Below are 20,325 nucleotides of genomic sequence, written 5' to 3' on the forward strand. Positions count from 1 at the left end.
TTTGAGTTCGGGACCCGGAGCAGACTCCGCCCCCGCACCAGCCACCCACGACTCCCCACCCGCCCCCGACACCCGCTCGTCGATGTTCAACTCGCTGAAGGTCCGGAACTACCGCCTGTTCTTCATGGGCCAGGTCGTCTCCAACACCGGCACCTGGATGCAGCGCATCGCCCAGGACTGGCTGGTGCTGAGCCTGACCGGCTCGTCCGCCGCGGTCGGTATCACCACCGCGCTGCAGTTCCTGCCGATGCTGCTGTTCGGGCTGTACGGCGGCGTCCTCGTCGACCGCCTCCGCAAGCGCCCGACCCTGCTTGCCACCCAGACGGCCATGGGCATCACCGGCCTCGCGCTCGCCTTCCTCACCCTCTCCGGACACGTCGAGGTCTGGCACGTCTACCTGGCCGCCTTCGTCGCGGGCCTCGTCACGGTCGTCGACAACCCGGCCCGCCAGTCCTTCGTCTCCGAGATGGTCGGCCCGGACCAGCTGCAGAACGCGGTCAGCCTCAACTCCGCCAACTTCCAGTCCGCCCGCCTGATCGGCCCCGCCGTCGCGGGCCTGCTGATCACCGGCGTGGGCACGGGCTGGGCGTTCCTCTTCAACGGCCTGTCGTTCGTCGCCCCCGTCGCGGGCCTGCTGCTGATGCGCACCCGCGACCTGCAGTTCGTCAAGCGCGCCCCGCGCGCCAAGGGCCAGCTCCGCGAGGGCCTGCGTTACGTCGCGAACCGTCCCGAGCTGATCTGGCCGATCGTCCTCGTCGGCTTCATCGGCACCTTCGGCTTCAACTTCCCGGTCTGGCTCTCGGCCTACGCCGACGACATCTTCCACGCGGGCGCCGGCGCGTACAGCCTCTTCAACACCCTGATGGCGGTCGGCTCCGTCGCCGGCGCGCTGCTCGCCGCCCGCCGCGGCACGGCCCGCCTGCGCGTCCTGATCGCGGCGGCCCTGGCCTTCGGCATCCTGGAGGTCGTGGCGTCCGCGGCCCCCTCGCTCTGGCTCTTCGCCCTCCTCATGGTCCCGATCGGCCTCTTCGGCCTGACGGTCAACGTCACCGCGAACACCTCGGTCCAGATGGCCACCGACCCCGCCATGCGCGGCCGCGTCATGGCCCTGTTCATGATGGTCTTCATGGGCGGTACGCCCCTGGGGGCGCCCCTCGTCGGCTGGGTCACCGACGCCTACGGCCCACGCATCGGCTTCGCCCTCGGCGGCGTGATCTCGACGCTCTCGGCGCTCACCATCGGCCTGGTCCTGGCACGCCTCGGCGACCTCCGCCTCTCCATGGGCTGGAACCACGGCCACCCGCACGTCCGCTTCGTACCGAGGGAGGAGCGGGAGCGGCTGGCCACGGCGGCGTGACCTGGCGCGTGGAGCCAGGTCAGGTGACCCAGCTGTATGCGCTCAAGGGCCAGTTCGAACGCCGTCGGGCCGACCTTGAGCGCTCCGCCCGCTGAACGGGTAGTTGAACTCTTGAAGTGCTCTCCCGGCTGAGGCCGGGAGATTCCTGCTTACCTTGCGGCAGCGGGCTTGACGCGCTTCGCGCGCCTGACGACTGCCCTCCCGGCAGCCGGGATGAGCGCGAGGCCCATCCGGTACAGGTGCAAGACGTTCCGGGCCGCGTTGTGGTCGGCGTTACCCGACCATCCGCAGTCCGGGTTCCTGCACACGAACACGGCCTGGGACTCCCTGCTGTCGGGCGTGGTGAAGCCGCACGCGGAACAGCGGCGGGACGTGTGGGGAGCGGGGACCTTGGCCAGGGTGCCGCCGAGTCGGGCGGTCTTGTACGTCAGCATGGTGACCGTCCGGCCCCAAGCCTCCCCGCTGATGGAGCGGTTCAGCCCGGACTTCCGGGCGACGTTCTTCCCCGGTTCCTCGATGGTTCCCCTGGCCGACTTGACCATGTTCGTGATGGCGAGTGCTTCGACCACCACGGTGCCGTATGTGCGGGCGATGACGGTGGTCGTCTTGTGCTGCCAGTCCAGGGCCCGGCGCTTGGCTTTCGCGCGGAGTCCTGCGATCTGGTCATAGGTGCGGTGCAGCCGGCGGCTGGTGCGCGCGCCGGGCTTGCGATGCTGCTTGCGCCGGGCGGCGCGCTGCTCCAGGTGCAGAAGCCTGGCCCTCTCCTTGTCCGTCAGCCATTCGCCGTGCTCGTACGTTTCGCCGTCCGAGAGGGCTATGGGCACGGTGACGCCCACGTCGATGCCGACGTCCGGCCCCTGGTGGGGATCGGGTTTGCCCTGAAGGGTCTGGACGCGGAAGGCGATGTGCCAGCCGAGCGCGTCCTTGACCAGCCGGGCCCCGGTGATCCGGTTCTCCGCGCCTGCGTGCTTGCCCACCGGCAGGTCTTTCGTCCAGCGGAAGCGGACCCGGCCCACCTTGGGAATGTTGACCATGCCCCAGCGTCGGTGCACGCGGGTGATGTTCAGGTCCCGGCCCTGCGGGATGTCCACGGACATCACCGTGCGGATGCGGCCCTTGAAGTTCGGGGCGTCCGCGCGGCCCTCCCAGCAGCTCTTCCAAGCCTGGAAGTACGTCTTGAGGACCGCTTGCGCGGCCTGGGCGGGCAGGACTGCCAGGAAATCGATGTCCTGACGGGCCTGGCGGATCGCGGCGTCCGCGTTCGCGAGCGTCCGCTTCCCCTTCGGCATCATCTGCCACCACGCGTGGAGAAGGTTCCACATCGTGCGGGCCGCGTGCGCCTGGTCATCCGCTGCGCGAACTCCGGCAGGAGACAGCGCAAGCCGGGCACGATGCCCGAACTGCCGCTTGACCAGAGCGCCTTGACTCATAGTCGACAAAATAGCATTGGTTTATGTCACCGCGCTGGAACCCTAATCCCGATGTCAGAACCGGTCGTCACGTTGTCTATAACCTGCACGTTCACTTGGTTTTTGTCACGAAGTACCGGCGGAAGGCGTTCACCGACGCCATGCTGACCCGCACCGAGGAGATCATGCGGGAGGTCTGCACCGACTTCGAGGCCGAGCTGAAACAGTTCAACGGCGAACAGGACCACATCCACCTGCTCGTGCACTACCCGCCCAAAGTCCAGCTCTCCAAGCTGGTCAACTCCCTCAAGGGCGTCAGCTCCCGCAGACTCCGCCAGGAGTACGACAGCCACGTCCGCCGGTACCTGTGGGGCGGACACTTCTGGTCCGGCTCCTACTTCGCAGGATCATGCGGCGGGGCACCCCTGACCGCCGTCAAGCAGTACATCGAAAGCCAGCAACGCCCCACCTGACGTCACCACGGAGGCGCAGAGCACTCCGGCGCTCCGCGCCTCCGACCCAAGGATGGCCTTCACCCCCGCCCCGAAGGGCGGAGCACTGGCCAAGATCAGAGGTAGACGATGAGGACCATCACGCCCACGGTGAAGGTGAGGGAGAAGACCACGCCCGCGTGGGCGCGCAGGCTCTCCATCCCGAAGAGGTGAACGAAGCCGATGGTGACGAGGGCGCCCATGAGGAGGGTGATCCACAGGATCGTCGTGCATACCTCCATCGTCCGGGAGGGTCGCCCGTTGATCCATTCCCTGGAAGGGTGACGTCATGAGACTCTTCGCGGCTGTGCTGCCACCCGAGGACGTGACGAGTGAACTCGGCTCGGTGGTGGACGAGTTGCGCGGGCTGCCGGGGGCCGACGGGCTGCGCTGGACCGGCCGCCCGGACTGGCACTGCACCCTTGCCTTCTACGGGGAGGTCGACGAGGACGTCGTACCCGGCCTCTCGGAACGGCTGGCCCGCGCGGCCCACCGTACGGACCCGTTCGACCTCGCTCTGCGCGCCGGTGGCCACTTCGGCGGACGGGCGCTGTGGGCGGGGGTGTCGGGTGACGTCCCCGTCCTGCGGCTGCTCGCCGACCGGGCGGAGGCGGCGGCCAGGAAGGCGGGCGTCCCGATGGGGGCGCACCGCCGCTACCGGCCCCACCTCACAGTGGCCCGCAGCCGCTCGGACGCCGACTTCGAGGCGTACGTCACTGTTCTGGACGCCTTCGCCGGGCGCGAGTGGACGGTGGGGGAGCTGTGTCTCGTCCGGAGCAACCTGCCGAAGTCGGGGGTGCCGGGGGAGCAGCCGCGTTACGAGACGGTGGCGCGGTGGCCGTTGGGGGCATCCGCCTCACGGGCCCCGCTCGGGGCGGGCGGCTGAAGGTGCCCGGCGGCGGCCGGTTAACCTCGACCACGTGGACCCAAAGACTCGTAATCGGATCATGGCCGGTGTGCTCGTGCTGATGTTCGTCGTGGTGGCAGTGGCGGCGGCGGTCGGGCAGTAGCCCGCCGCCGCCCCCTGCGCGGTGCCCTCGCGGGCTGTGTGCCCTCGTGGGCTACGTCACCAGGCGAAGGCCTCCGGAGAAGGCCCCGGCCCCGGGAAGATCTCGTCCAGGGACGTCAGGACATCCTCGGACAGTTCCAGTTCGACGGCGCGGAGCGCTGACTCGAGCTGTTCGGCGGTGCGTGGGCCGACGATCGGGCCCGTGACGCCGGGGCGGGTCAGCAGCCAGGCCAGGGCGGCTTCGCCGGGTTCCAGGCCGTGCTTCTCGAGCAGATCCTCGTACGCCTGGATCTGCGCGCGTGCAGTGGGCTCGGCGAGGGTGTCGGCGGCCCGGCCGCTCGCCCGGCGTCCGCCCTGGATCTCCTTCTTGATGACCCCGCCGAGCAGTCCGCCCTGCAACGGCGACCACGGGATGACCCCGAGCCCGTACTCCTGCGCGGCCGGGATGACCTCCATCTCGGCGCGCCGCTCGGCGAGGTTGTAGAGGCACTGCTCGCTGACGAGACCGATGGTGCCGCCGCGCCTCGCAGCGATCTCGTTGGCCTGGGCGATCTTGTAACCGGGGAAGTTGCTGGACCCCACGTAGAGGATCTTCCCCTGCTGTACCAGGACATCGATCGCCTGCCAGATCTCCTCGAAGGGAGTGTCCCGGTCGATGTGATGGAACTGGTAGACGTCGATGTAGTCGGTCTGGAGCCGCTTGAGGCTGGCGTCCACCGCTCGCCGGATGTTGAGCGCGGAGAGCTTGTCGTGGTTGGGCCAGGGGGCGCCCTCGACGCCCATGTTCCCGTACATCTTGGTGGCGAGCACGGTCTTGTCGCGTCGCTCGCCGCCCTTGGCGAACCAGTTCCCGATGATCTCTTCGGTGCGGCCCTTGTTCTCGCCCCACCCGTAGACGTTCGCCGTGTCGAAGTAGTTGATACCCGCGTCCAGCGCCGCGTCCATGATCGCGTGGCTGTCGGCCTCGTCTGTCTGCGGACCGAAGTTCATGGTGCCGAGGACGAGCCGGCTGACCTTGAGTCCCGTGCGTCCGAGCTGCGTGTACTTCATGGCTACCAAGCCAACGACGTGGAGTGCGCTCTAGGCAAGGGTGGCTGGCGGGGTGGGGTGAAGTCAGTCGCGGGGGAACTCGTGGGTCTTGAGGGTGAGGCCGAGGTGGGTGTGGGTGAGATCCACGTCCGTGCCGAAGGTGACGGTCGTCTCGGTGGTGTAGTCGTCGCCCTTGGGCTGGGTGTAGAGGTGGCACTTGCCCTGGTAGGGGTCGGCGATGAGGTAGACGGGGACTTCTGCCGTGGCGTACGCGGTCTTCTTGGGGCCGTAGTCGTTGGGTCCCGTCCCCTTGGAGATGACTTCGGCGACGAACTCGACGTCCTGGTAGCTCCACAGCCCCTTGGAACTCTTGGCGGCGTCCTCGGCCACGAGCGTCACGTCCGAAGCGAAGCCGTTGAGGTGTCCCGGGTAGTCGACGCGCACGTCGGACTTGACGCGCTTGCGCGGGTACTTGGTCCGCAACTGCTCGACGATATCCAGGATGATCTCCCAGTGGGTGTCCCGCTGCGGCGACATGAAGATGGCCCCCTCGACGATCTCGACCTTGTATCCCTCGGGGGTGGGCATGTGCTCAAGGCGCTCGAACAGCACGTCGAGCGTGAGCTCTTCGCTCTCGTCGGCCATCTCGATCCTGTCTTCAAGGACGGTCATCGTGGCACTCCTCCCCGGCCGCCACCCGGTCGAGAGCGGCCGCGCAGTACAACGATACGCACGGTGACCTGGACACGGGCATGGTTTCCCGGCACGGGAATCGGGCGGATTGCCTTTCCCGGAAAAGTGTGGGCACATTTCCGTGCCGCCTTTGCTGGGAACAGGTTTCGGGTGGAAATGCAAGTCGGATCCTGGAATTCCCCTGGTGTCGCGTGCCCATAATCAGCAGGGTTCGTCAAGGGCGAGAATCACCACATGGGGAGAGGAGTTCTCCAGCCGGGAGTACGGTCAAGGGGCTGCTAGGGTGGGCCTTCGTCCCGAGCCCCGTTGCGCCGTATCGGCGCCGAACCTCGGATTGCAGTAGGCGTTCCGTTTCGCCGGATCGATTCCGTTCGCCTCGTTTCTCTCTCGGAACGCAAGTTGACTTTCCGGGTCGCTTCCGTTCTCCGGGGAAATGCTTTCAGTCCACCTCTGGGTTTCCCGCCCACCTTTGGAGTATTTCCATGTCTGCTGACAGCACCGCTGTCGTCGCCCCCGCGGGGCCGGATACCTCCGGCTCCGGTCGCGTGTCCGGTGGACGGCATCTCGGACTCGCCCTGGTCGTGATCGCCGCGGCCCAGCTGATGGTGGTCCTCGACGCCACGATCACCAACATCGCCCTGCCCGCCATCCAGACCGACCTGGGTGTCTCCGACTCCAACCTGGCGTGGATCGTCAACTCCTACGCGCTGGCCTTCGGCGGACTGCTCCTGCTCGGTGGCAAGGCGGGGGATCTCTTCGGGCGGCGGAAGATGTTCCAGGTGGGCATCGCCGTCTTCACGTTGGCCTCGCTGCTCGGCGGGCTGGCCCCGAACGAGGGGCTGTTGATCGGCGCCCGCATTCTGCAGGGTGCGGGAGCGGCGCTCGCCGCGCCCAGCGCCCTGGCGCTGATCACCACCACGTTCCCGGCGGGCAAGCCGCGCAACACGGCGATGGGTGTGTACGCCGGGATGGCCGGCATCGGTGCCACGGTCGGGCTGCTGATGGGCGGCGTACTCACCGACGTTCTGGACTGGCGGTGGGTGTTCTTCGTCAACATTCCCATCGGGCTCGCGGTGCTGGCCGGGACGCGGACCCTTGTCGAGGCCGAACGGCATGCGGGGCGGCTGGACGTGCCCGGCGCGATCACCGGCACCGGTGGGCTGATCGCCCTGGTCTACGGCATCACGCGGGGCGGCGAGCACGGCTGGACCGACGGCCTCACGCTGGTCTCCTTCGGCGCGGCGGCCGTACTGCTCGCGGTCTTCCTGATGGTCCAGGCCCGGACCGCGCACCCGATGATGCCGCTGCGGCTGTTCAAGGACCGTAGCCGGTGGGGGAGTTACGCCACGATGCTGTTCATCGGCGCGGGCATGTTCGCCACCTTCTACTTCCTGACCCTCTACATGCAGCTGATCCTCGGCTACAGCCCGGTCAGGACCGGCTTCGCCTATCTGCCGTTCAGTTTCGGGATGGCGGCGGCCGCGGGCATCAGCTCCAAGCTGGTCGCCCGGTTCGCGCCGCGGGTCATCGCCGGGCCCGGGCTGCTGGTCGCGGCTGTGGGCATGCTCTGGTTCGCGACCCTGGAGCCGGACTCCTCGTACGCCGCGCATCTGATGCCCGCCATGTTCGTCACGGCGCTGGGTCTTGGCGCGAGCTTCGTGCCGATGACGCTCGGCGCGGTCAGCGGTGTCTCCCACGAGGACACCGGGATCGCCTCCGCGCTCCTCAACACCGCCCAGCAGATCGGCGGCGCCCTCGGCCTCGCCGTCCTGTCGACGATCTCCACCTCGGCCGCGAACGACAAGCTGCCCGAGGCGGCCACCGCCCTCTACCGGGGCCTGGCCACCAAGGACTTCACCCTGGCCGCCCGGGCGGGCGAAGCCGTGACCCACGGCTACACCCTGGCGTTCGTCGCCGCCGCAGGCATGTTCCTGGCCGGCCTCGCCGTCACCGCGTTCGCCGTCACCGCAGGCAAGCAGCAGCACACCGAAGGCGCGGCTCCGGTCCACATGGGCTGACCCCGGCTCCCTCAGGCGGGCGGCTCGTCCCGCGTCCGCCCGTTCAGGCGGAGTAGGGCTCGCCCAGGTCCCAGGCCTGGTACATCGCCTCCGCGAAGGCCTCCGCGATCCTGTGCTCGCCGCTCTCGTTCGGGTGCGTGCCGTCGTACGTGTCGAGGTGGACGTCGTACGAGGCCGGAGGCGACGCCAGGAGGAGGGGGGAGCGGGGTTCGTCGAGGTCGGCGACGGTCTTGGCGAGGAGTTCGTTGAAGGCGGCGACCTCGGTGGCGAAGGGGGCGTCGGACTCGGCGCGGACGTTCGGGATCACCGGGAGTACGACCATGCGGACGCGGGGGTTCGCGGCGCGGGCCTCCGCGATGAAGGCGCGGGCGTTGTCCGCGGTCTGCACCGCGTTCGTGTAGAAGCCCAGGTCGATCAGGCCCAGGGCGACCAGCAGGATGTCGGCGCGCTGCGCGCGGACCGCCTCGCCGATCAGCGGGGTCATGTGGAGCCAGCCCTCGCCCCAGCCCGCGAGGTGGGCGCGGGGGAAGTCCGGGTCCGCGTACTCGTAGGAGTCGGGGGACTCCGTCGCCTTGTCGTACAGCGTCTCGCGCGGGCCGACGATCCGGAACGGGCCCGCGTACGTCTCGCGCAGGTGCTGCCACATCCGGTAACGCCATGTGTGTTCGCCCGCGCTTCCGATCGTCTGGGAATCGCCGACGGGCATGAACCTGAGCATCCGCTCATCATGGACGATCGGTACGGGTGGCATGGCCGGTGGGGGTGTGAAGCTTGACACCCCCAGTGGCTGGTCGGCCGTGAAGGCCGATGTGAACGCCTGTCCGGGATGGCAGGCTTGGGGGCATGCGCCGACCGCTCGTCTTTCTTGCCGGGGTCCTTCTCATGGGTGCGCTCGCCGCGCCCGCCGTCGCCGCCGACGGCGACGACGGCTTCACGATCAAGGACCCTCGCATCACGGAGTCCAGCGGCCTCGCCGCCTCCCGGCAGCACCCCGGGATCTACTGGACGCACAACGACCAGGACAACGGCGCCTACCTCTACGCCGTCGACAGCCGCACCGGCGAGACCGTCGCGACGATCACCATGACCGGAGTGGGCACCCCGCGCGACGTCGAGGCCATCCAGATCGGCCCGGACAACCAGATCTACGTCGGAGACATCGGCGACAACGACGGCGTCGTCTGGGACTACGTGTGGGTCTATCAGCTGCCCGAGCCCAAGGTGCTCAAGGACCAGACGATCCGCACCACGCAGTACGTCGTGAAGTACTCCGACGGACCCCGCGACGCCGAGTCGCTCCTCGTGCACCCCAAGACCGGGCGGGTCTACATCATCGACAAGCAGGAGGACGGCGGGCACCTGTACGAGGGGCCCGCCAAGCTCTCCGCCTCCGGGACCAACGTCTTCAAGCCCGTCGTCCCCGTCGACCTGTGGGCCACCGACGCCGCTTTCTCCCCGGACGGCCAACAGCTCGCCGTACGCGGCTACTTCGGCGGGATCGCGTACGACTGGAACGGCGGCAAGATCGAGAAGCTGGGGCGGATCAGCGTGCCCCTGGGCCAGGGGGAGTCCGTCAGCTACTCCACCGACGGGACCAAGCTCATGCTCGGCAGCGAAGGAGCCGGGAGTTCGGTCGTGGCGGAGGATGCCCCCGGGGACGCCGGCGAGTCATCCAAGTCGCCGTCCGGAAGCGGGAGTTCGGCGCAGGGCGGCGGCAGCGACAGCAACGGCTTCAAGGTCGGCGCCCTGGCTCTCGCCATCGGTCTTGTCGTCGTCATCGGCTTCAAGCGGCTGCTGCGGCGGTCGTAGCGAAGGGTCAGTCACCTGCCGGCCGGGGCTTCTCCTCCATCTCCTCCATCGGCCGCACCTCGTAGTGCAGCGTCGGTGTCCGCATCACCTTGTGGGCCAGCGGCACGAACACCCCGTGCGAGAGGGGGTACTTCTTCCGCAGCAGCTGGGCCGCGTGCTTGTCCTCCGGGCTGCCCTGGTCCAGCAGCCGCGTCCGGGCGTGGATCTCGGGCCCGGTCGGGGCGCCGCGGAGGGTGGAGGGGGCGATCTCCACCTCGGGGTTGTTGCGCAGGCGCTTGGCCTTCCAGGCGCTGCCCGGGGTGCGGAAGTAGGCGTGGTCCCCCTCGACAGCGAGGTTGACGGGGGTGCCGACTCCTGTGCCGTCCTTCTTGTGGCTGGTGAGGAGGACGGCCCATTGCTTGACGAAACGGGTGAGTTCGGGGCTCGTACTCGGAGTACTCATGCCTCCATACAGGCACTGATCACTCGGTTTGTCACCCTTTGGCGCGTCGCGAGACGAACGTTTCGAGCCCGTCGAGGATCCGCTGAAGACCGAACTCGAAGTGGTCGAAGTCGGTACCGAAGGCGTCCTCGCTGAGAGAGGCGAGGAAGGGGTGGTTGCCGTCGGCCATGACCTTCTCGAAGACGGGGATGTGGGCCTGCCAGAACTCGGCATCGGTCAGACCTGTTCTGCGTTCCGCCTCCTCCTGGTACACCTGCGTGCGGGCGGCCCCGACGACGTATCCGTCGATCATGACGATCGCCGAGACCAGCTCGGGATCGGACAGGCCCATCGGCTTGATGCGGGCGAGCATCTTCTCCATGCCGTCGAGCGCGCTCGGGCCGAGGATCGGGCGGGACTGGTTGACCTGGAGCAGCCAGGGGTGGCGCCGGTAGAGGGCGAGGGTCGCCCGGCCCAGGGCCTCCAGGGCCGAGCGCCAGCTGCCGTCGCCGAGGTCGGCAGGGTTCTCGGACGGCCTCTGGACGCGGTCCAGCATCAGGTCGAGCAGTTCCCCCTTGCCGGGGACGTAGCGGTAGAGGGACATCGCTCCGGTGCCCAGTTCGGTGCCGATCCGGCGCATCGAGACCGCGTCAAGGCCGTCGGAGTCCGCGACCAGGATGGCCGCCTCCACGATCCGCTCCAGCGTCAGGCCCGGCTTGGGCCCGCGGCTGGGGCGCTTGCCGGTGTCCCACAGCAGTTCGAGGGTGCGCCGGATGTCGCCGCTGCCGCTGGTCTCCGTGCTGCTTGTCATGGGTGCAGCTTAGTTCCGTGGCAAAAAACTGAGTACGTCGTACGCGTAATCGGGTACGGTGTACCCAGTTAAGGGGAAGAGGGAGAAGGGGGAACCATGAGCGAGGGTTACGCGGTACGGGCCGAGGGCCTGGAGAAGCGGTACGGGGAGAAGCACGCGCTCGACGGCTTCGATCTGGCGGTGCGGGAGGGTACGGTGCACGGCCTGCTCGGGCCGAACGGCGCGGGCAAGACCACCGCCGTCCGCATCCTGTCCACACTCCTGCGGCTCGACGGCGGGAGCGCTACGGTGGCCGGCCTGGACGTGGCACGGCAGCCGCGGGAGGTACGGGCGAGGATCGGGCTCACGGGGCAGTACGCCGCCGTGGACGAGGTGCTCACCGGGCGGCAGAACCTGGAGATGTTCGGCAGGCTGTTCCATCTGGGCGGACGCCGGGCGCGGCTGCGGGCGGGCGAGCTGCTTGAGCAGTTCGACCTCGTCGAGGCCGCCGACAAGGGCGTCGGGAAGTACAGCGGCGGCATGCGGCGCCGCCTCGACCTCGCCGCGTCGATGATCCTCACCCCGAGCGTGCTGTTCCTGGACGAGCCGACGACCGGGCTCGACCCCCGTGGCCGGGGTGAAGTCTGGGATTCCGTACGGGCGTTGGTGACCGGCGGTACGACCGTCCTGCTGACCACGCAGTACCTGGAGGAGGCCGACAAGCTCGCCTCGCACATCACCGTGATCGACCAGGGCCGGGCCATCGCGGACGACACTCCGGACGGGCTGAAGGACACGGTCGGCGGCGACCGCATCGAGGTCGTGGTGAGCGAACGCGCCGACATCCCGCGGGTGGTGAAGGTGGTGGCCCGGGTGGCGGACGGCGAACCGGAGTCGGACGAGACCGAACTCCGCGTCCACGCGCCGGTGACCGACCGGGTGGCCGCGCTCACCGACGTGGCGCGGACCCTCCAGGACGAGGGCGTCGCCGTCGAGGACATCGGCCTGCGCAGGCCGAGCCTCGACGACGTGTTCCTGCGCCTGACCGGACACCGTACGGCCGCCGTCGACGGCACGGACACGAGCAAGAAGGAGGCGGTGGCATGAGCGCGCTGGAACTGACCGGACCGAGCGGTCGCGGTCGTACGTACTGGGCACTCGTCGACTGCTGGAACGTCGTCCGGCGCGGACTGACCCACTATCAGCGCCAACCCATCAACATCGTCTGGCAGTTGGGCTTCCCGATCCTCTCCGTGCTGCTGTATGGGTATGTCTTCGGCAGTGCGATGAAGGTGCCCGGGGGCGGGGACTACAAGGACTTCCTGATGCCGGGCATGTTCGTGATGACGATGGCCTTCGGCTTCATCAACACTGCGACGGTCGTGGTCTACGACGCGACCAGGGGCGTCATCGACCGGTTCCGCTCGATGCCGATGGCGCCGTCCGCCGTGGTCTCCGGTCGCGGGGTGACGGATCTGCTCGGCGCCTGCGCGGAGTTGACGATCCTGATGCTCACCGCGTTCGCCATGGGCTGGCGTCCCGACGGCGGACTCGCCTTCCTGGCGGCCTTCGGACTGCTGCTCTGGCTGCGCTTCTCACTGATCTGGCTCGGCGTGTGGCTCGGCCTCATGGTGCCCAACCCGGAGGCGGCGGGCGGACTGTTCGCGGTCGCCTTCCCGCTGACGATGATCTCCAGTATCTTCGTCGCGCCGCAGCTGATGCCGGACTGGCTCGGCTTCGTCGCGGCCTGGAACCCGATCTCGTCCACGGCGGCGGCCGCGCGTGACCTGTTCGGCACGCCGGTCGGCAGCGGGGACTCATGGGTCGAGCAGCACGCCCTGCTGATGGCGGGCGTATGGCCGCTGGTCCTGACGCTGATCTTCCTGCCGCTGGCGGTGCGCAGGTTCAGGAAGCTGAGCCACTGAGACGGGACATGAGAGAGGGGCGCCCGGCGAGTGCCGGGCGCCCCCATCCTCGTAAGACCGGTTACAGCTTCTCGATCACGTAGTCGATGCACTTCGTCAGTGCCTCGACGTCCGCCGGGTCGATGGCCGGGAACATCGCGACACGGAGCTGGTTGCGGCCCAGCTTGCGGTACGGCTCGGTGTCGACGATGCCGTTGGCGCGCAGCACCTTGGCGACGGCGGCGGCGTCGATCTCGTCCGCGAAGTCGATCGTGCCGATGACCTGCGAGCGCTTGGCCGGGTCGGCGATGAACGGGGTCGCGTACTTGCTCTCCTCGGCCCAGCTGTAGAGGCGGGTGGAGGAGTCCTTGGTACGGCCGGCGGACCAGGCGAGCCCGCCCTGGCCGTTGATCCACTCCAGCTGCTCGTTGAGGAGGAACAGGGTGGCGAGGGCCGGGGTGTTGTACGTCTGGTTCTTGCGGGAGTTGTCGATCGCCGTGGGGAGCGAGAAGAACTCCGGGATGTGACGCCCGCTCGCGTGGATCCGCTCGGCGCGCTCGATCGCCGCCGGGGAGAAGACGCCGATCCACAGCCCGCCGTCGGAGGCGAAGGACTTCTGCGGGGCGAAGTAGTAGACGTCGGTCTCGGCGATGTCGACCGGGAGGCCGCCGGCGCCGGAGGTGGCGTCCACCAGGACGAGGGAGCCCTCGTCGGCGCCGGCCACGCGCTTGATGGGGGCCGCGACGCCGGTGGAGGTCTCGTTGTGCGTGAAGGCGTAGACGTCCACGCCCGCCTCGGCCTGCGGCTCGGGGTGCGTGCCGGGGTCACTGCTGATCACGGTGGGCTCGGCGAGCCAGGGCGCGAGCTTCGCGGCCTTGGCGAACTTCGAGCTGAACTCACCGAAGGTGAGGTGCTGCGACTTGTTCTCGATGAGCCCGGCGGTCGCGACGTCCCAGAACGCGGTGGACCCACCGTTGCCGAGGACGACCTCGTACCCCTCAGGCAGCGAGAACAGCGAGCTCACACCCTCGCGCACCTTGCCGACCAGGTTTTTCACCGGGGCCTGGCGGTGGGATGTCCCGAGCAGGGAACTGCCGGTCGCCGCGAGGGCGTCCAGCGCCTCCGTCCGCACCTTGGAGGGGCCCGCGCCGAAACGTCCGTCGGCGGGCTTGATGTCAGCGGGGATCTGGATATCAGCCACGATCGGGAGCCTAGCCGCTTCCGGAAACGTGGGTGAAACCTCGTCCGTCGGGTGAGACGGGGGTGGGGGTGACGCGGGGGGTTTTTCGCCCCCTCCGCCCCTACCCGTCCCTTGTTCCTGGGGCTCCGCCCCAGACCCCGCTCCTCAAACGCCGGAGGGGCTGGATCTTTCGCCGGCCGGAGCTGCAATCTTTCGCACCGGCGGCAGATCTTTCTCCCCGGCCGGGGAGAGATCTTTCAGCCCGTCCGGCGTTTGAGGACGAGCGCGTCAGCGCGATGCGGGGGTCTGGGGGCGGAGCCCCCAGGAACGGGACGGGAAGGGGCGGAGGGGGCGAAGAAACTACGGCGTCGTCAGCCGCACCGGCAGACCGAACAGGTCGTTCTGTGTGACCACCGGCTTGTTGCGGAGTTCGGAGGGTGGGACTGCCAGGTCGAGGGTGGGGAAGCGTTCGTACAGGGCCGGGAGGGCTACTGCCGCCTCGAGGCGGGAGAGTGCTGCGCCGGGGCAGACGTGTGGGCCGTGGCCGAAGGAGATGTGGCGGTTCGAGGAGGTGCGGGTGATGTCGAAGGCGCCTGCGGTCGGGCCGTGGGCCTGCTCGTCGCGGCCGATCGCTCCGTAGGAGACGATCAGCGCGTCTCCCGCGGGGAGCACCTTGTCGCCGACGGGAACGTCCTCCGTCGCGAAGCGGATCAGGACGTGCGAGGTGGGTGTGGAGTAGCGAAGGGTCTCCTCGACCACCGCGGACCAGTCGGCCTCGCCGGAGAGGACCAGGGCGCGCTGGTCGGGGTGGAGCGACAGGTTGACGACGGCGTTGACGATGAGGGAGATCGTCGTCTCGTGGCCCGCCGCGACCATCAGCTGGAGGGTGGAGACGATCTCCTCGTCGGTGAGGTGGTCGCCGTCCTCGGAGGCGAGGAGGAGTGCCGACGTGAGGTCGTCACCCGGTTCGGCGCGCTTGGCCGCGACCGTCTCGGCCATGATGCCCGCGAGTTCCGTGAGCGTGGCGATTACCTCGGCCGGCGGCGTCTGCGTGGAGAAGAACTTCTCGAAGAGCTCCTTGAGACGGGGAAGCTTCGCCTCGTCGATGCCCATGAGGTCGGCGATGACGAACATGGGGAGCGGGTAGGCGAAGTCGGCCTTGAGGTCGACGACATCGGCGTCCGTCGGCAGGCCGTCGAGCAGCCCCTCGGTCAGCTTGGCGATCCGCTCCCGCATCTGCTCCACCCGCCGCGGAGTCAGCGCCTGCGCCACCAGCGTCCGCATCCGGCGATGGTCCGCACCGTCCACCGTGAGCATCGAACGGCCGGGGTTCGCGAGCCCGATCAGCGGCCAGTCCGGGGCTATCTCGCCGCGCTGCCAGGCACCCCAGACGTTGATGTCCTTCACAAGGCGGGGGTCGGTCAGCAGCTTCTTCGCCTCGGCGTGATGGGTGACCGCCCACACCGGGACCTCGCCGGGCAGCTCCACGGCGGCGAGCGGACCAGCCTCGCGGAGGCGGGCGCTCTCCCCCTCGAGGTCGGTGACGAACGGGTCCAGCGCGATACGAGTGGTCATGCGGGCGTGCCTCCCAGGGCCGGAGTCGGGGTGAATCTCACAGGCAGTTCGGTCAGCCCCCGCAGCCACGGGGAGGGCCGCCGGGTCAGCGACTCGGCGGTCACGGCGAGGTCGATGTCCGGCAGCCGGTCCAGTACGACCTCGATCCCGGTCCGCGCGATGACCTCCGCGACCTCCTGAGCCGGGAACGGGCAGCGGTGTTCACCGTGGCCGAAGGAGAAGTGGGCGTTGTTGCCGCCGGTGAGGGCGGAGCCGTCGGTCCGCACCTGGGGGTCGGAGTTGGCGCCCTGCAGACCGAGGATGAGCAGGTCGCCGGAGCGGATGCGGCGGCCGCCGAGCTGGGTGTCGCGGGAGGTCCAGCGCCCTGCGATGTTCTGGGAGGGGGTGTCCTCCCACAGGACCTCGTTCATGGCCTCGGCGACGCTGTGCCGGCCGCCGAACAGCGAGGCCGCGAAACGGTCGTCGGTGAGCATCAGGCGCAGCGAGTTGCCGATCCAGTCGGCGGTCGGCTGGTGGCCCGCGGCCATCATGACCATCAGGTCCTGGGCGATCTCCTCGTCCGTGAACCCGGAAGTGTCCGCGAGCATGCGGGACACGACGTCGTTCGCGGGCGCCGCCTTCCGGTCGGCGAGCAACTGCCCCATGGACGTGGCCAGATGCTGCTGCCCCGCGAGCGCCCCCTCCCGACCGTTGATCATGTCGTTGAGGGCGGTGACCAGACCGGGACCCTGCTCGTCCGAGAAGCCGAAGAGAGTCGCGAGGACGCGGACCGGCAGCAGCGCCGCGTAGTCCTCGACGAGGTCCGTCTCGCCCTTGGCGCACACCGCGTCGATGAGCTCGTCGGCGAACTTCTCGGCGTGGCCGCGCAGTTCGAAGGGGTCGACGGCTTCGAGGGCGTCGCTGATCATCGCGGCGCGCTCGCGGTGGCGTTCGCCGACCGTGTAGAGGATGGAGGGCTGCTTGCGGCCGATCATCGGAAGGAGCGGCCAGTCGTCCGGGATGTTCGGCCACTGGCTCCACAGGTCGGAGTCCCGGCTGAACAGCACGGGATCGCCGGTGACCTGGTGCAGTTCGCGGTAGCCGAGCACCAGCCACGCCGGTACGTCACCGTCGAGCACGACCGGCACCACGGACCCGTGGTCGCGCCGCATCTCCCGGTACAGCTCGGCGGGTTCGGTCTGGAACCTGGGCCCGCTGAGGGGCACGGGGGCGGCGGTCACAGGGCCAACTCCGGTGATTTGAGGGGGTTTTCGCCGACGGCTCCGGGTGCGCTGCCGGCGGCGTACAGACTCTGCAGGTGCTCGATCAGCGTGATCAGCACCCGCTTGCCGGACTCCCGCGAGCGGGCGTCGCAGTCGAGCAGCGGGATGTGCGGGTCGAGGTCGAGGGCCTCGCGGATCTGGGCGGGGGTGTGCGCGGGGCCGCCGAAGTCGTTGCAGGCCACGATGAACGGCATGCCGTGGTGTTCCAGGCGGTCGATGGCGTACCAGGAGTCGTCGATGCGCCGCGTGTCCACGAGCACGACCGCGCCGAGCGTGCCGGAGAACAGGCGGTCCCAGAGGAACCAGAACCGCTCCTGCCCCGGCGCGCCGAACAGGTACAGCACATTGCGGGCATCGAGTGTGATGCGCCCGAAGTCGAAGGCGACGGTGGTCGCGGACTTGCCGCGCACCTCGCTGATGTCGTCGATCGCCTCGCCCGCCTGCGTCATCGTCTCCTCGGTGTTGAGGGGACGTATCTCGCTCACGGAGCGGACCAGCGTCGTCTTGCCGACGCCGAAACCGCCGACAACGACGATCTTGAGGCCGTTGTCCGCCGACGCCGCGAGGGGCGTACGGGCGTCAGAAGGCGACGACGACGGCGATGGCAGCGATGGCGGCGTACCGGCGTCAGAGGTTACGGAGTCCAACGAGCACCTGCTCCAGGATGTCGGGATCGGGGAGGCCGGAAGGAACAGCGGTGTGCGGGTGACGGGCGCTGACGCGGCCCGCGGCGAGCAGGTCGGAGAGCAGGATCTTCGTGATGCTCACCGGCAGCCGCAGTTCGGCCGCGAGCTCGACGACCGCCGTGGGCCGCTGGGCGAACCGCAGGATCGCGGCGTGCTCCGACTGCATGCCCGCCACCGGATCGCACTCGGCGACCACCAGCGTCACCAGGTCGAACGGGGCGTCGGGACCGGACCGGCTGCGCCCTCCCGTGAGGGTGTACAGCCTGTCGGGCGCGTCGTCCCTGCCGGGACGGCTCATGACGAACGAGGCTGCGCGTTCAGGTGCTCGCCCAGTTGTTCCACCAGTTCGGTCATGTTGTGCCCGACCAGACCGGCGTCCGCGTCCTCGGTCGTGACCACCGCCAGGTGGGCGCCGTCGCCCGCCTCGACGATGAACAGGACTCCGCCGTAGAACTCGGCCATCGCGGACCGTACGCCTCCGCTGCCGTCGCCGAACTCCACGGACGCCCCGTGGGAGAGCGACTGGATGCCGGCGGCGATCGCGGCGAGCTGGTCGGCCTGGTCGACCGAGAGTTCCGGGGTGCGGCACAGCTTCAGGCCGTCGCGGGAGAGTACGAGCGCGTGCCGCGCGCCCGGGGTGCGCTCAAGGAGGCCCTCGATGAGCCAGGAGAGCTTCTCGTCGGCGGTGGTGGTGCCCGTCATGGGGTGGTGTGGCCTTCCGGGTGCGAGTGGGAGTGCGGGGACGAGGACACGGCGGCGGCCGTGTCCTCTACGGCTTTGTCGTCGTCAGTGGCGTCAGTGGCGTCAGTGGCGTCAGTGGCGTCAGTGGCGTCAGTGGCGTCAGTGGCTGTGGGGGTGTCGGTGTCGGCCGCCGTGGCGCGTACCGCCTGGCGGAAGCTGCTGAAGCGGTCGGCCCTGGCCTTGGCTCGGTCCGGGGTTCCGGGAGCGGGGGTGCGGGGTTCCGCGTCGGCCGCCTGGCCGGTGACGTGCGCGCGGCTGCGTTCGGCGTGCGCCAGGGTGCGGCCGCGGCGGCGCTTGGGGAGGCCGCCCGTCGACGGGGAGTCCGCCTCGTGCCGGGGCGAGTCGTGGGTGGGTACGGGGTCCGGGTCGAGGTCGTCGGCGGCGCGGGCGGCGGCGTACGACACCTCGGGTACCGGCACGGTCTCGTCGAGTCCGGTCTCGGCGAGCTTGGTCTCGGTGAGCTCGGGCTCGGACTCCGCGGGCAGTGGGACGGCCGGGAGGGTCGGGAGATTCGGCAGGGTGAGGAGGTCCTGGGGGATGAGCATCAGGACGCCCGTGCCGCCGCGCGCGGAGGGCCGGAAGGACACCTTCAGGCCGTGCTTGCGGGCGAGCCGGCCGACCACCGCGAGGCCGAGCCGGGTGCCGGTGAGCCCGCCCAGTTCGACACTGTCACCGGACACGGCACGCTCGGCGCGGCGCAGCTGGACGTCGCCCATGACCAGGCCGCTGTCCTCGACGGAGACGATGACTCCGGCCGGGACCTCCTCGACGTACACATGCACTTCGGCGGTCGGCGGCGAGAAGTTCGCGGCGTTGTCGAGGAGTTCGGCGATTGCGTGCATCACGCCCTCGGCGGCGTGCCCGGCGACGGCGGCCTCGCTGGCTGAGTGGACGCGGACGCGCTGGTAGCCGCCGATGCGGCCCATCGCGCCGCGCAGGATCGACTCCATGACGATGGGCCGCGCCCAGCGGCGGCCGGAGCGCGCGCCGGAGAGGACGGCGACGGAGTCGGCGAGGCGGCCCGCCTGCGCGGTGCGGTGGTCGAGGTGCAGCAGGTCGGCGAGGACCTCCTCGTCGGAGTGCCGCTCCTCCATGGCGCGCAGGTCGGCGAGCATGCCGGTGGACAGCGCCTGCATCCGGCCCGCCGCGTTGGCGGTCGACGCGAGCGCGGCGGCGCGGTCACCGATGGCCTGCCGGGCGCGCTCGGCCTGCCGGGCGTGCTCCTTGGTGAGGCGGTCCATTTCCTCGGTGAGATGCTGCCGCTCGGTCGCGAACTCCTCGGTGAGGCGCGCGCGTTCCTGGGCCGCGGACTCGGTGAGCCGTACGTGTTCCAGGGCCGAAGCCTCGGCCAGTCGCGCCCGCTCACGGGCGACGTCGCCGGTCAGCCGGGCCTGCTCCTGGTTGAACTCCTCGGTCAGCCGGGCCCGTTCCTGGAGGAGCCGTCCGGCGTCCTGGGTGACGGCGTCGAGCCGGCGGCGTACCAGCTTCGAGGTCTGTACGGAGTACGCGGCCACCGCGACGGCCGCGCACAGCAATACGGCGGCGGCGCCCGCGCCCCAGGCGAGGGGGACGCGTACCGAGCCGGGCGCCAGGTAGGCCGCTTCGGCGACTGCGAGTGCGGCCAGGACGGCGGTGATCAGGGGAGCGGGCGCGACGGCTCGGAGCGTGGGTCGTTCGCCGGAGGGGATGGGCGCGGTCATGAATCGTGTCCTCGGTCGTGTCCTGGGCGAGGTTCCTGTGCGCGGTTCCTGGTGCGAAGTTCCTGGGTGAGGTTCCTGCGCGCGGCTCTTGTGCGGTTCTTGCGCGCGGTTCCTGGGCGAGAAGCGACACCGGGTGCTCAACTCGCCGTCACTATATGAGAGTTCGTGATCGAATTGGGAAGGTTCCCGTTCTTGGCCTCATAATCCGATCACGATTCGGCCGGTCGAACGTCGTCACTGTGTGGTGTCGG

At 69.4% G+C, this 20,325-nt stretch carries 21 protein-coding genes; 7 read left to right on the plus strand and 14 right to left on the minus strand.

Features of this window, described 5'->3' with window-relative positions:
- Window position 1 precedes the first annotated feature (1 nt).
- Window positions 2–1,357, plus strand: a complete 1,356-nt coding sequence (locus tag OG266_RS24560) for an MFS transporter (protein WP_371548437.1) — start codon at window positions 2–4, stop codon at window positions 1,355–1,357.
- A gap of 149 nt (window positions 1,358–1,506) precedes the next feature.
- Here OG266_RS24560 and OG266_RS24565 read toward each other — a convergent pair whose 3' ends face one another.
- A complete protein-coding gene (locus OG266_RS24565; RefSeq protein WP_371548438.1) occupies window positions 1,507–2,787 on the minus strand; it encodes an RNA-guided endonuclease InsQ/TnpB family protein in 1,281 nt (426 codons plus the stop codon).
- Window positions 2,788–2,810: 23 nt separating this feature from the next.
- Between OG266_RS24565 and tnpA the strand changes: the two genes are divergently transcribed.
- Window positions 2,811–3,239 carry an IS200/IS605 family transposase gene (tnpA, locus tag OG266_RS24570; RefSeq protein WP_266459625.1) on the plus strand — a complete coding sequence of 143 codons (429 nt, stop codon included), beginning with the start codon at window positions 2,811–2,813 and terminating at the stop codon, window positions 3,237–3,239.
- Between the two features lie 95 nt (window positions 3,240–3,334).
- On the opposite strand, the gene OG266_RS24575 is transcribed toward tnpA, so the two are convergent.
- On the minus strand, window positions 3,335–3,499 hold the full coding sequence (locus OG266_RS24575) for a hypothetical protein (RefSeq protein ID WP_266459627.1): 165 nt from the start codon (window positions 3,497–3,499) through the stop codon (window positions 3,335–3,337).
- A gap of 47 nt (window positions 3,500–3,546) precedes the next feature.
- On the opposite strand from OG266_RS24575, the gene thpR reads away from it, so the two are divergent.
- Window positions 3,547–4,143: an RNA 2',3'-cyclic phosphodiesterase gene (gene thpR / locus OG266_RS24580; RefSeq protein ID WP_371548440.1), complete on the plus strand. Its 597-nt coding sequence runs from the start codon at window positions 3,547–3,549 to the stop codon at window positions 4,141–4,143.
- Between the two features lie 180 nt (window positions 4,144–4,323).
- Here the strand turns inward: thpR and OG266_RS24585 are convergent, their stop codons facing one another.
- On the minus strand, window positions 4,324–5,316 hold the full coding sequence (locus OG266_RS24585; protein WP_371548442.1) for an aldo/keto reductase: 993 nt from the start codon (window positions 5,314–5,316) through the stop codon (window positions 4,324–4,326).
- A 63-nt stretch (window positions 5,317–5,379) separates the two neighbouring features.
- The gene (locus tag OG266_RS24590) at window positions 5,380–5,967 is read right to left on the minus strand and encodes a Uma2 family endonuclease (protein ID WP_371548444.1); all 588 of its coding nucleotides are present in this window, start codon (window positions 5,965–5,967) and stop codon (window positions 5,380–5,382) included.
- Between the two features lie 503 nt (window positions 5,968–6,470).
- Here OG266_RS24590 and OG266_RS24595 point away from each other — a divergent pair.
- Entirely contained in the window at window positions 6,471–8,006 is a 1,536-nt protein-coding gene (locus tag OG266_RS24595) for an MFS transporter (protein WP_371548446.1), read from the plus strand.
- A gap of 43 nt (window positions 8,007–8,049) precedes the next feature.
- Here the strand turns inward: OG266_RS24595 and OG266_RS24600 are convergent, their stop codons facing one another.
- Window positions 8,050–8,724, minus strand: coding sequence for an SGNH/GDSL hydrolase family protein (locus tag OG266_RS24600; protein WP_266459639.1), 675 nt, complete (start codon window positions 8,722–8,724; stop codon window positions 8,050–8,052).
- A gap of 125 nt (window positions 8,725–8,849) precedes the next feature.
- Here OG266_RS24600 and OG266_RS24605 point away from each other — a divergent pair, with 125 nt between their 5' ends.
- A complete protein-coding gene (locus OG266_RS24605) occupies window positions 8,850–9,815 on the plus strand; it encodes a WD40 repeat domain-containing protein (protein WP_371548448.1) in 966 nt (321 codons plus the stop codon).
- A gap of 7 nt (window positions 9,816–9,822) precedes the next feature.
- Here OG266_RS24605 and OG266_RS24610 read toward each other — a convergent pair whose 3' ends face one another.
- A complete protein-coding gene (locus OG266_RS24610) occupies window positions 9,823–10,257 on the minus strand; it encodes a PPOX class F420-dependent oxidoreductase (RefSeq protein WP_371548449.1) in 435 nt (144 codons plus the stop codon).
- A gap of 31 nt (window positions 10,258–10,288) precedes the next feature.
- Window positions 10,289–11,047 (minus strand): TetR/AcrR family transcriptional regulator, encoded by a 759-nt coding sequence (locus OG266_RS24615; protein WP_266459646.1) that lies wholly within the window; start codon window positions 11,045–11,047, stop codon window positions 10,289–10,291.
- Between the two features lie 96 nt (window positions 11,048–11,143).
- Here OG266_RS24615 and OG266_RS24620 point away from each other — a divergent pair, with 96 nt between their 5' ends.
- Window positions 11,144–12,133 carry an ATP-binding cassette domain-containing protein gene (locus OG266_RS24620; protein WP_371548451.1) on the plus strand — a complete coding sequence of 330 codons (990 nt, stop codon included), beginning with the start codon at window positions 11,144–11,146 and terminating at the stop codon, window positions 12,131–12,133.
- Entirely contained in the window at window positions 12,130–12,951 is an 822-nt protein-coding gene (locus OG266_RS24625; protein ID WP_266459651.1) for an ABC transporter permease, read from the plus strand. Before OG266_RS24620 ends, OG266_RS24625 begins: the two co-directional genes overlap by 4 nt.
- A 61-nt stretch (window positions 12,952–13,012) precedes the next feature.
- Here the strand turns inward: OG266_RS24625 and serC are convergent, their stop codons facing one another.
- From serC to OG266_RS24660, 7 genes are all read right to left on the minus strand, one after another.
- Entirely contained in the window at window positions 13,013–14,131 is a 1,119-nt protein-coding gene (gene serC / locus OG266_RS24630) for a phosphoserine transaminase (protein ID WP_371548454.1), read from the minus strand.
- A gap of 339 nt (window positions 14,132–14,470) precedes the next feature.
- Window positions 14,471–15,685 carry a cytochrome P450 gene (locus OG266_RS24635; RefSeq protein WP_371548457.1) on the minus strand — a complete coding sequence of 405 codons (1,215 nt, stop codon included), beginning with the start codon at window positions 15,683–15,685 and terminating at the stop codon, window positions 14,471–14,473.
- Window positions 15,682–16,905 (minus strand): cytochrome P450, encoded by a 1,224-nt coding sequence (locus tag OG266_RS24640; protein WP_371548459.1) that lies wholly within the window; start codon window positions 16,903–16,905, stop codon window positions 15,682–15,684. Before OG266_RS24640 ends, OG266_RS24635 begins: the two co-directional genes overlap by 4 nt.
- Complete coding sequence (locus tag OG266_RS24645) at window positions 16,902–17,594, minus strand: ATP/GTP-binding protein (RefSeq protein ID WP_371548461.1); 693 nt, start codon at window positions 17,592–17,594, stop codon at window positions 16,902–16,904. The genes OG266_RS24640 and OG266_RS24645 overlap by 4 nt, the downstream gene beginning before the upstream one ends.
- Window positions 17,575–17,931 (minus strand): DUF742 domain-containing protein, encoded by a 357-nt coding sequence (locus tag OG266_RS24650; RefSeq protein ID WP_266459663.1) that lies wholly within the window; start codon window positions 17,929–17,931, stop codon window positions 17,575–17,577. Before OG266_RS24650 ends, OG266_RS24645 begins: the two co-directional genes overlap by 20 nt.
- Window positions 17,928–18,335: a roadblock/LC7 domain-containing protein gene (locus OG266_RS24655; protein WP_266459666.1), complete on the minus strand. Its 408-nt coding sequence runs from the start codon at window positions 18,333–18,335 to the stop codon at window positions 17,928–17,930. The genes OG266_RS24650 and OG266_RS24655 overlap by 4 nt, the downstream gene beginning before the upstream one ends.
- Window positions 18,332–20,074 carry an ATP-binding protein gene (locus OG266_RS24660; protein ID WP_371548462.1) on the minus strand — a complete coding sequence of 581 codons (1,743 nt, stop codon included), beginning with the start codon at window positions 20,072–20,074 and terminating at the stop codon, window positions 18,332–18,334. Before OG266_RS24660 ends, OG266_RS24655 begins: the two co-directional genes overlap by 4 nt.
- Window positions 20,075–20,325 lie beyond the last annotated feature (251 nt).

The organism is Streptomyces sp. NBC_00554 (assembly GCF_041431135.1).
Taxonomy (GTDB): Bacteria; Actinomycetota; Actinomycetes; order Streptomycetales; family Streptomycetaceae; genus Streptomyces.

Coding starts and splice junctions, on each gene's coding strand:
- OG266_RS24565 (WP_371548438.1), bottom strand. CDS start 2,787: ATGAGTCAAGGCGCTCTGGTCAAGCGGCAGTTCGGGCATCGTGCCCGG.
- tnpA (WP_266459625.1), top strand. CDS start 2,811: ATGTCACCGCGCTGGAACCCTAATCCCGATGTCAGAACCGGTCGTCAC.
- OG266_RS24575 (WP_266459627.1), bottom strand. CDS start 3,499: ATGGAGGTATGCACGACGATCCTGTGGATCACCCTCCTCATGGGCGCC.
- thpR (WP_371548440.1), top strand. CDS start 3,547: ATGAGACTCTTCGCGGCTGTGCTGCCACCCGAGGACGTGACGAGTGAA.
- OG266_RS24585 (WP_371548442.1), bottom strand. CDS start 5,316: ATGAAGTACACGCAGCTCGGACGCACGGGACTCAAGGTCAGCCGGCTC.
- OG266_RS24590 (WP_371548444.1), bottom strand. CDS start 5,967: ATGACCGTCCTTGAAGACAGGATCGAGATGGCCGACGAGAGCGAAGAG.
- OG266_RS24595 (WP_371548446.1), top strand. CDS start 6,471: ATGTCTGCTGACAGCACCGCTGTCGTCGCCCCCGCGGGGCCGGATACC.
- OG266_RS24600 (WP_266459639.1), bottom strand. CDS start 8,724: ATGCTCAGGTTCATGCCCGTCGGCGATTCCCAGACGATCGGAAGCGCG.
- OG266_RS24605 (WP_371548448.1), top strand. CDS start 8,850: ATGCGCCGACCGCTCGTCTTTCTTGCCGGGGTCCTTCTCATGGGTGCG.
- OG266_RS24610 (WP_371548449.1), bottom strand. CDS start 10,257: ATGAGTACTCCGAGTACGAGCCCCGAACTCACCCGTTTCGTCAAGCAA.
- OG266_RS24615 (WP_266459646.1), bottom strand. CDS start 11,047: ATGACAAGCAGCACGGAGACCAGCGGCAGCGGCGACATCCGGCGCACC.
- OG266_RS24620 (WP_371548451.1), top strand. CDS start 11,144: ATGAGCGAGGGTTACGCGGTACGGGCCGAGGGCCTGGAGAAGCGGTAC.
- OG266_RS24625 (WP_266459651.1), top strand. CDS start 12,130: ATGAGCGCGCTGGAACTGACCGGACCGAGCGGTCGCGGTCGTACGTAC.
- OG266_RS24635 (WP_371548457.1), bottom strand. CDS start 15,685: ATGACCACTCGTATCGCGCTGGACCCGTTCGTCACCGACCTCGAGGGG.
- OG266_RS24650 (WP_266459663.1), bottom strand. CDS start 17,931: ATGAGCCGTCCCGGCAGGGACGACGCGCCCGACAGGCTGTACACCCTC.
- OG266_RS24655 (WP_266459666.1), bottom strand. CDS start 18,335: ATGACGGGCACCACCACCGCCGACGAGAAGCTCTCCTGGCTCATCGAG.
- OG266_RS24660 (WP_371548462.1), bottom strand. CDS start 20,074: ATGACCGCGCCCATCCCCTCCGGCGAACGACCCACGCTCCGAGCCGTC.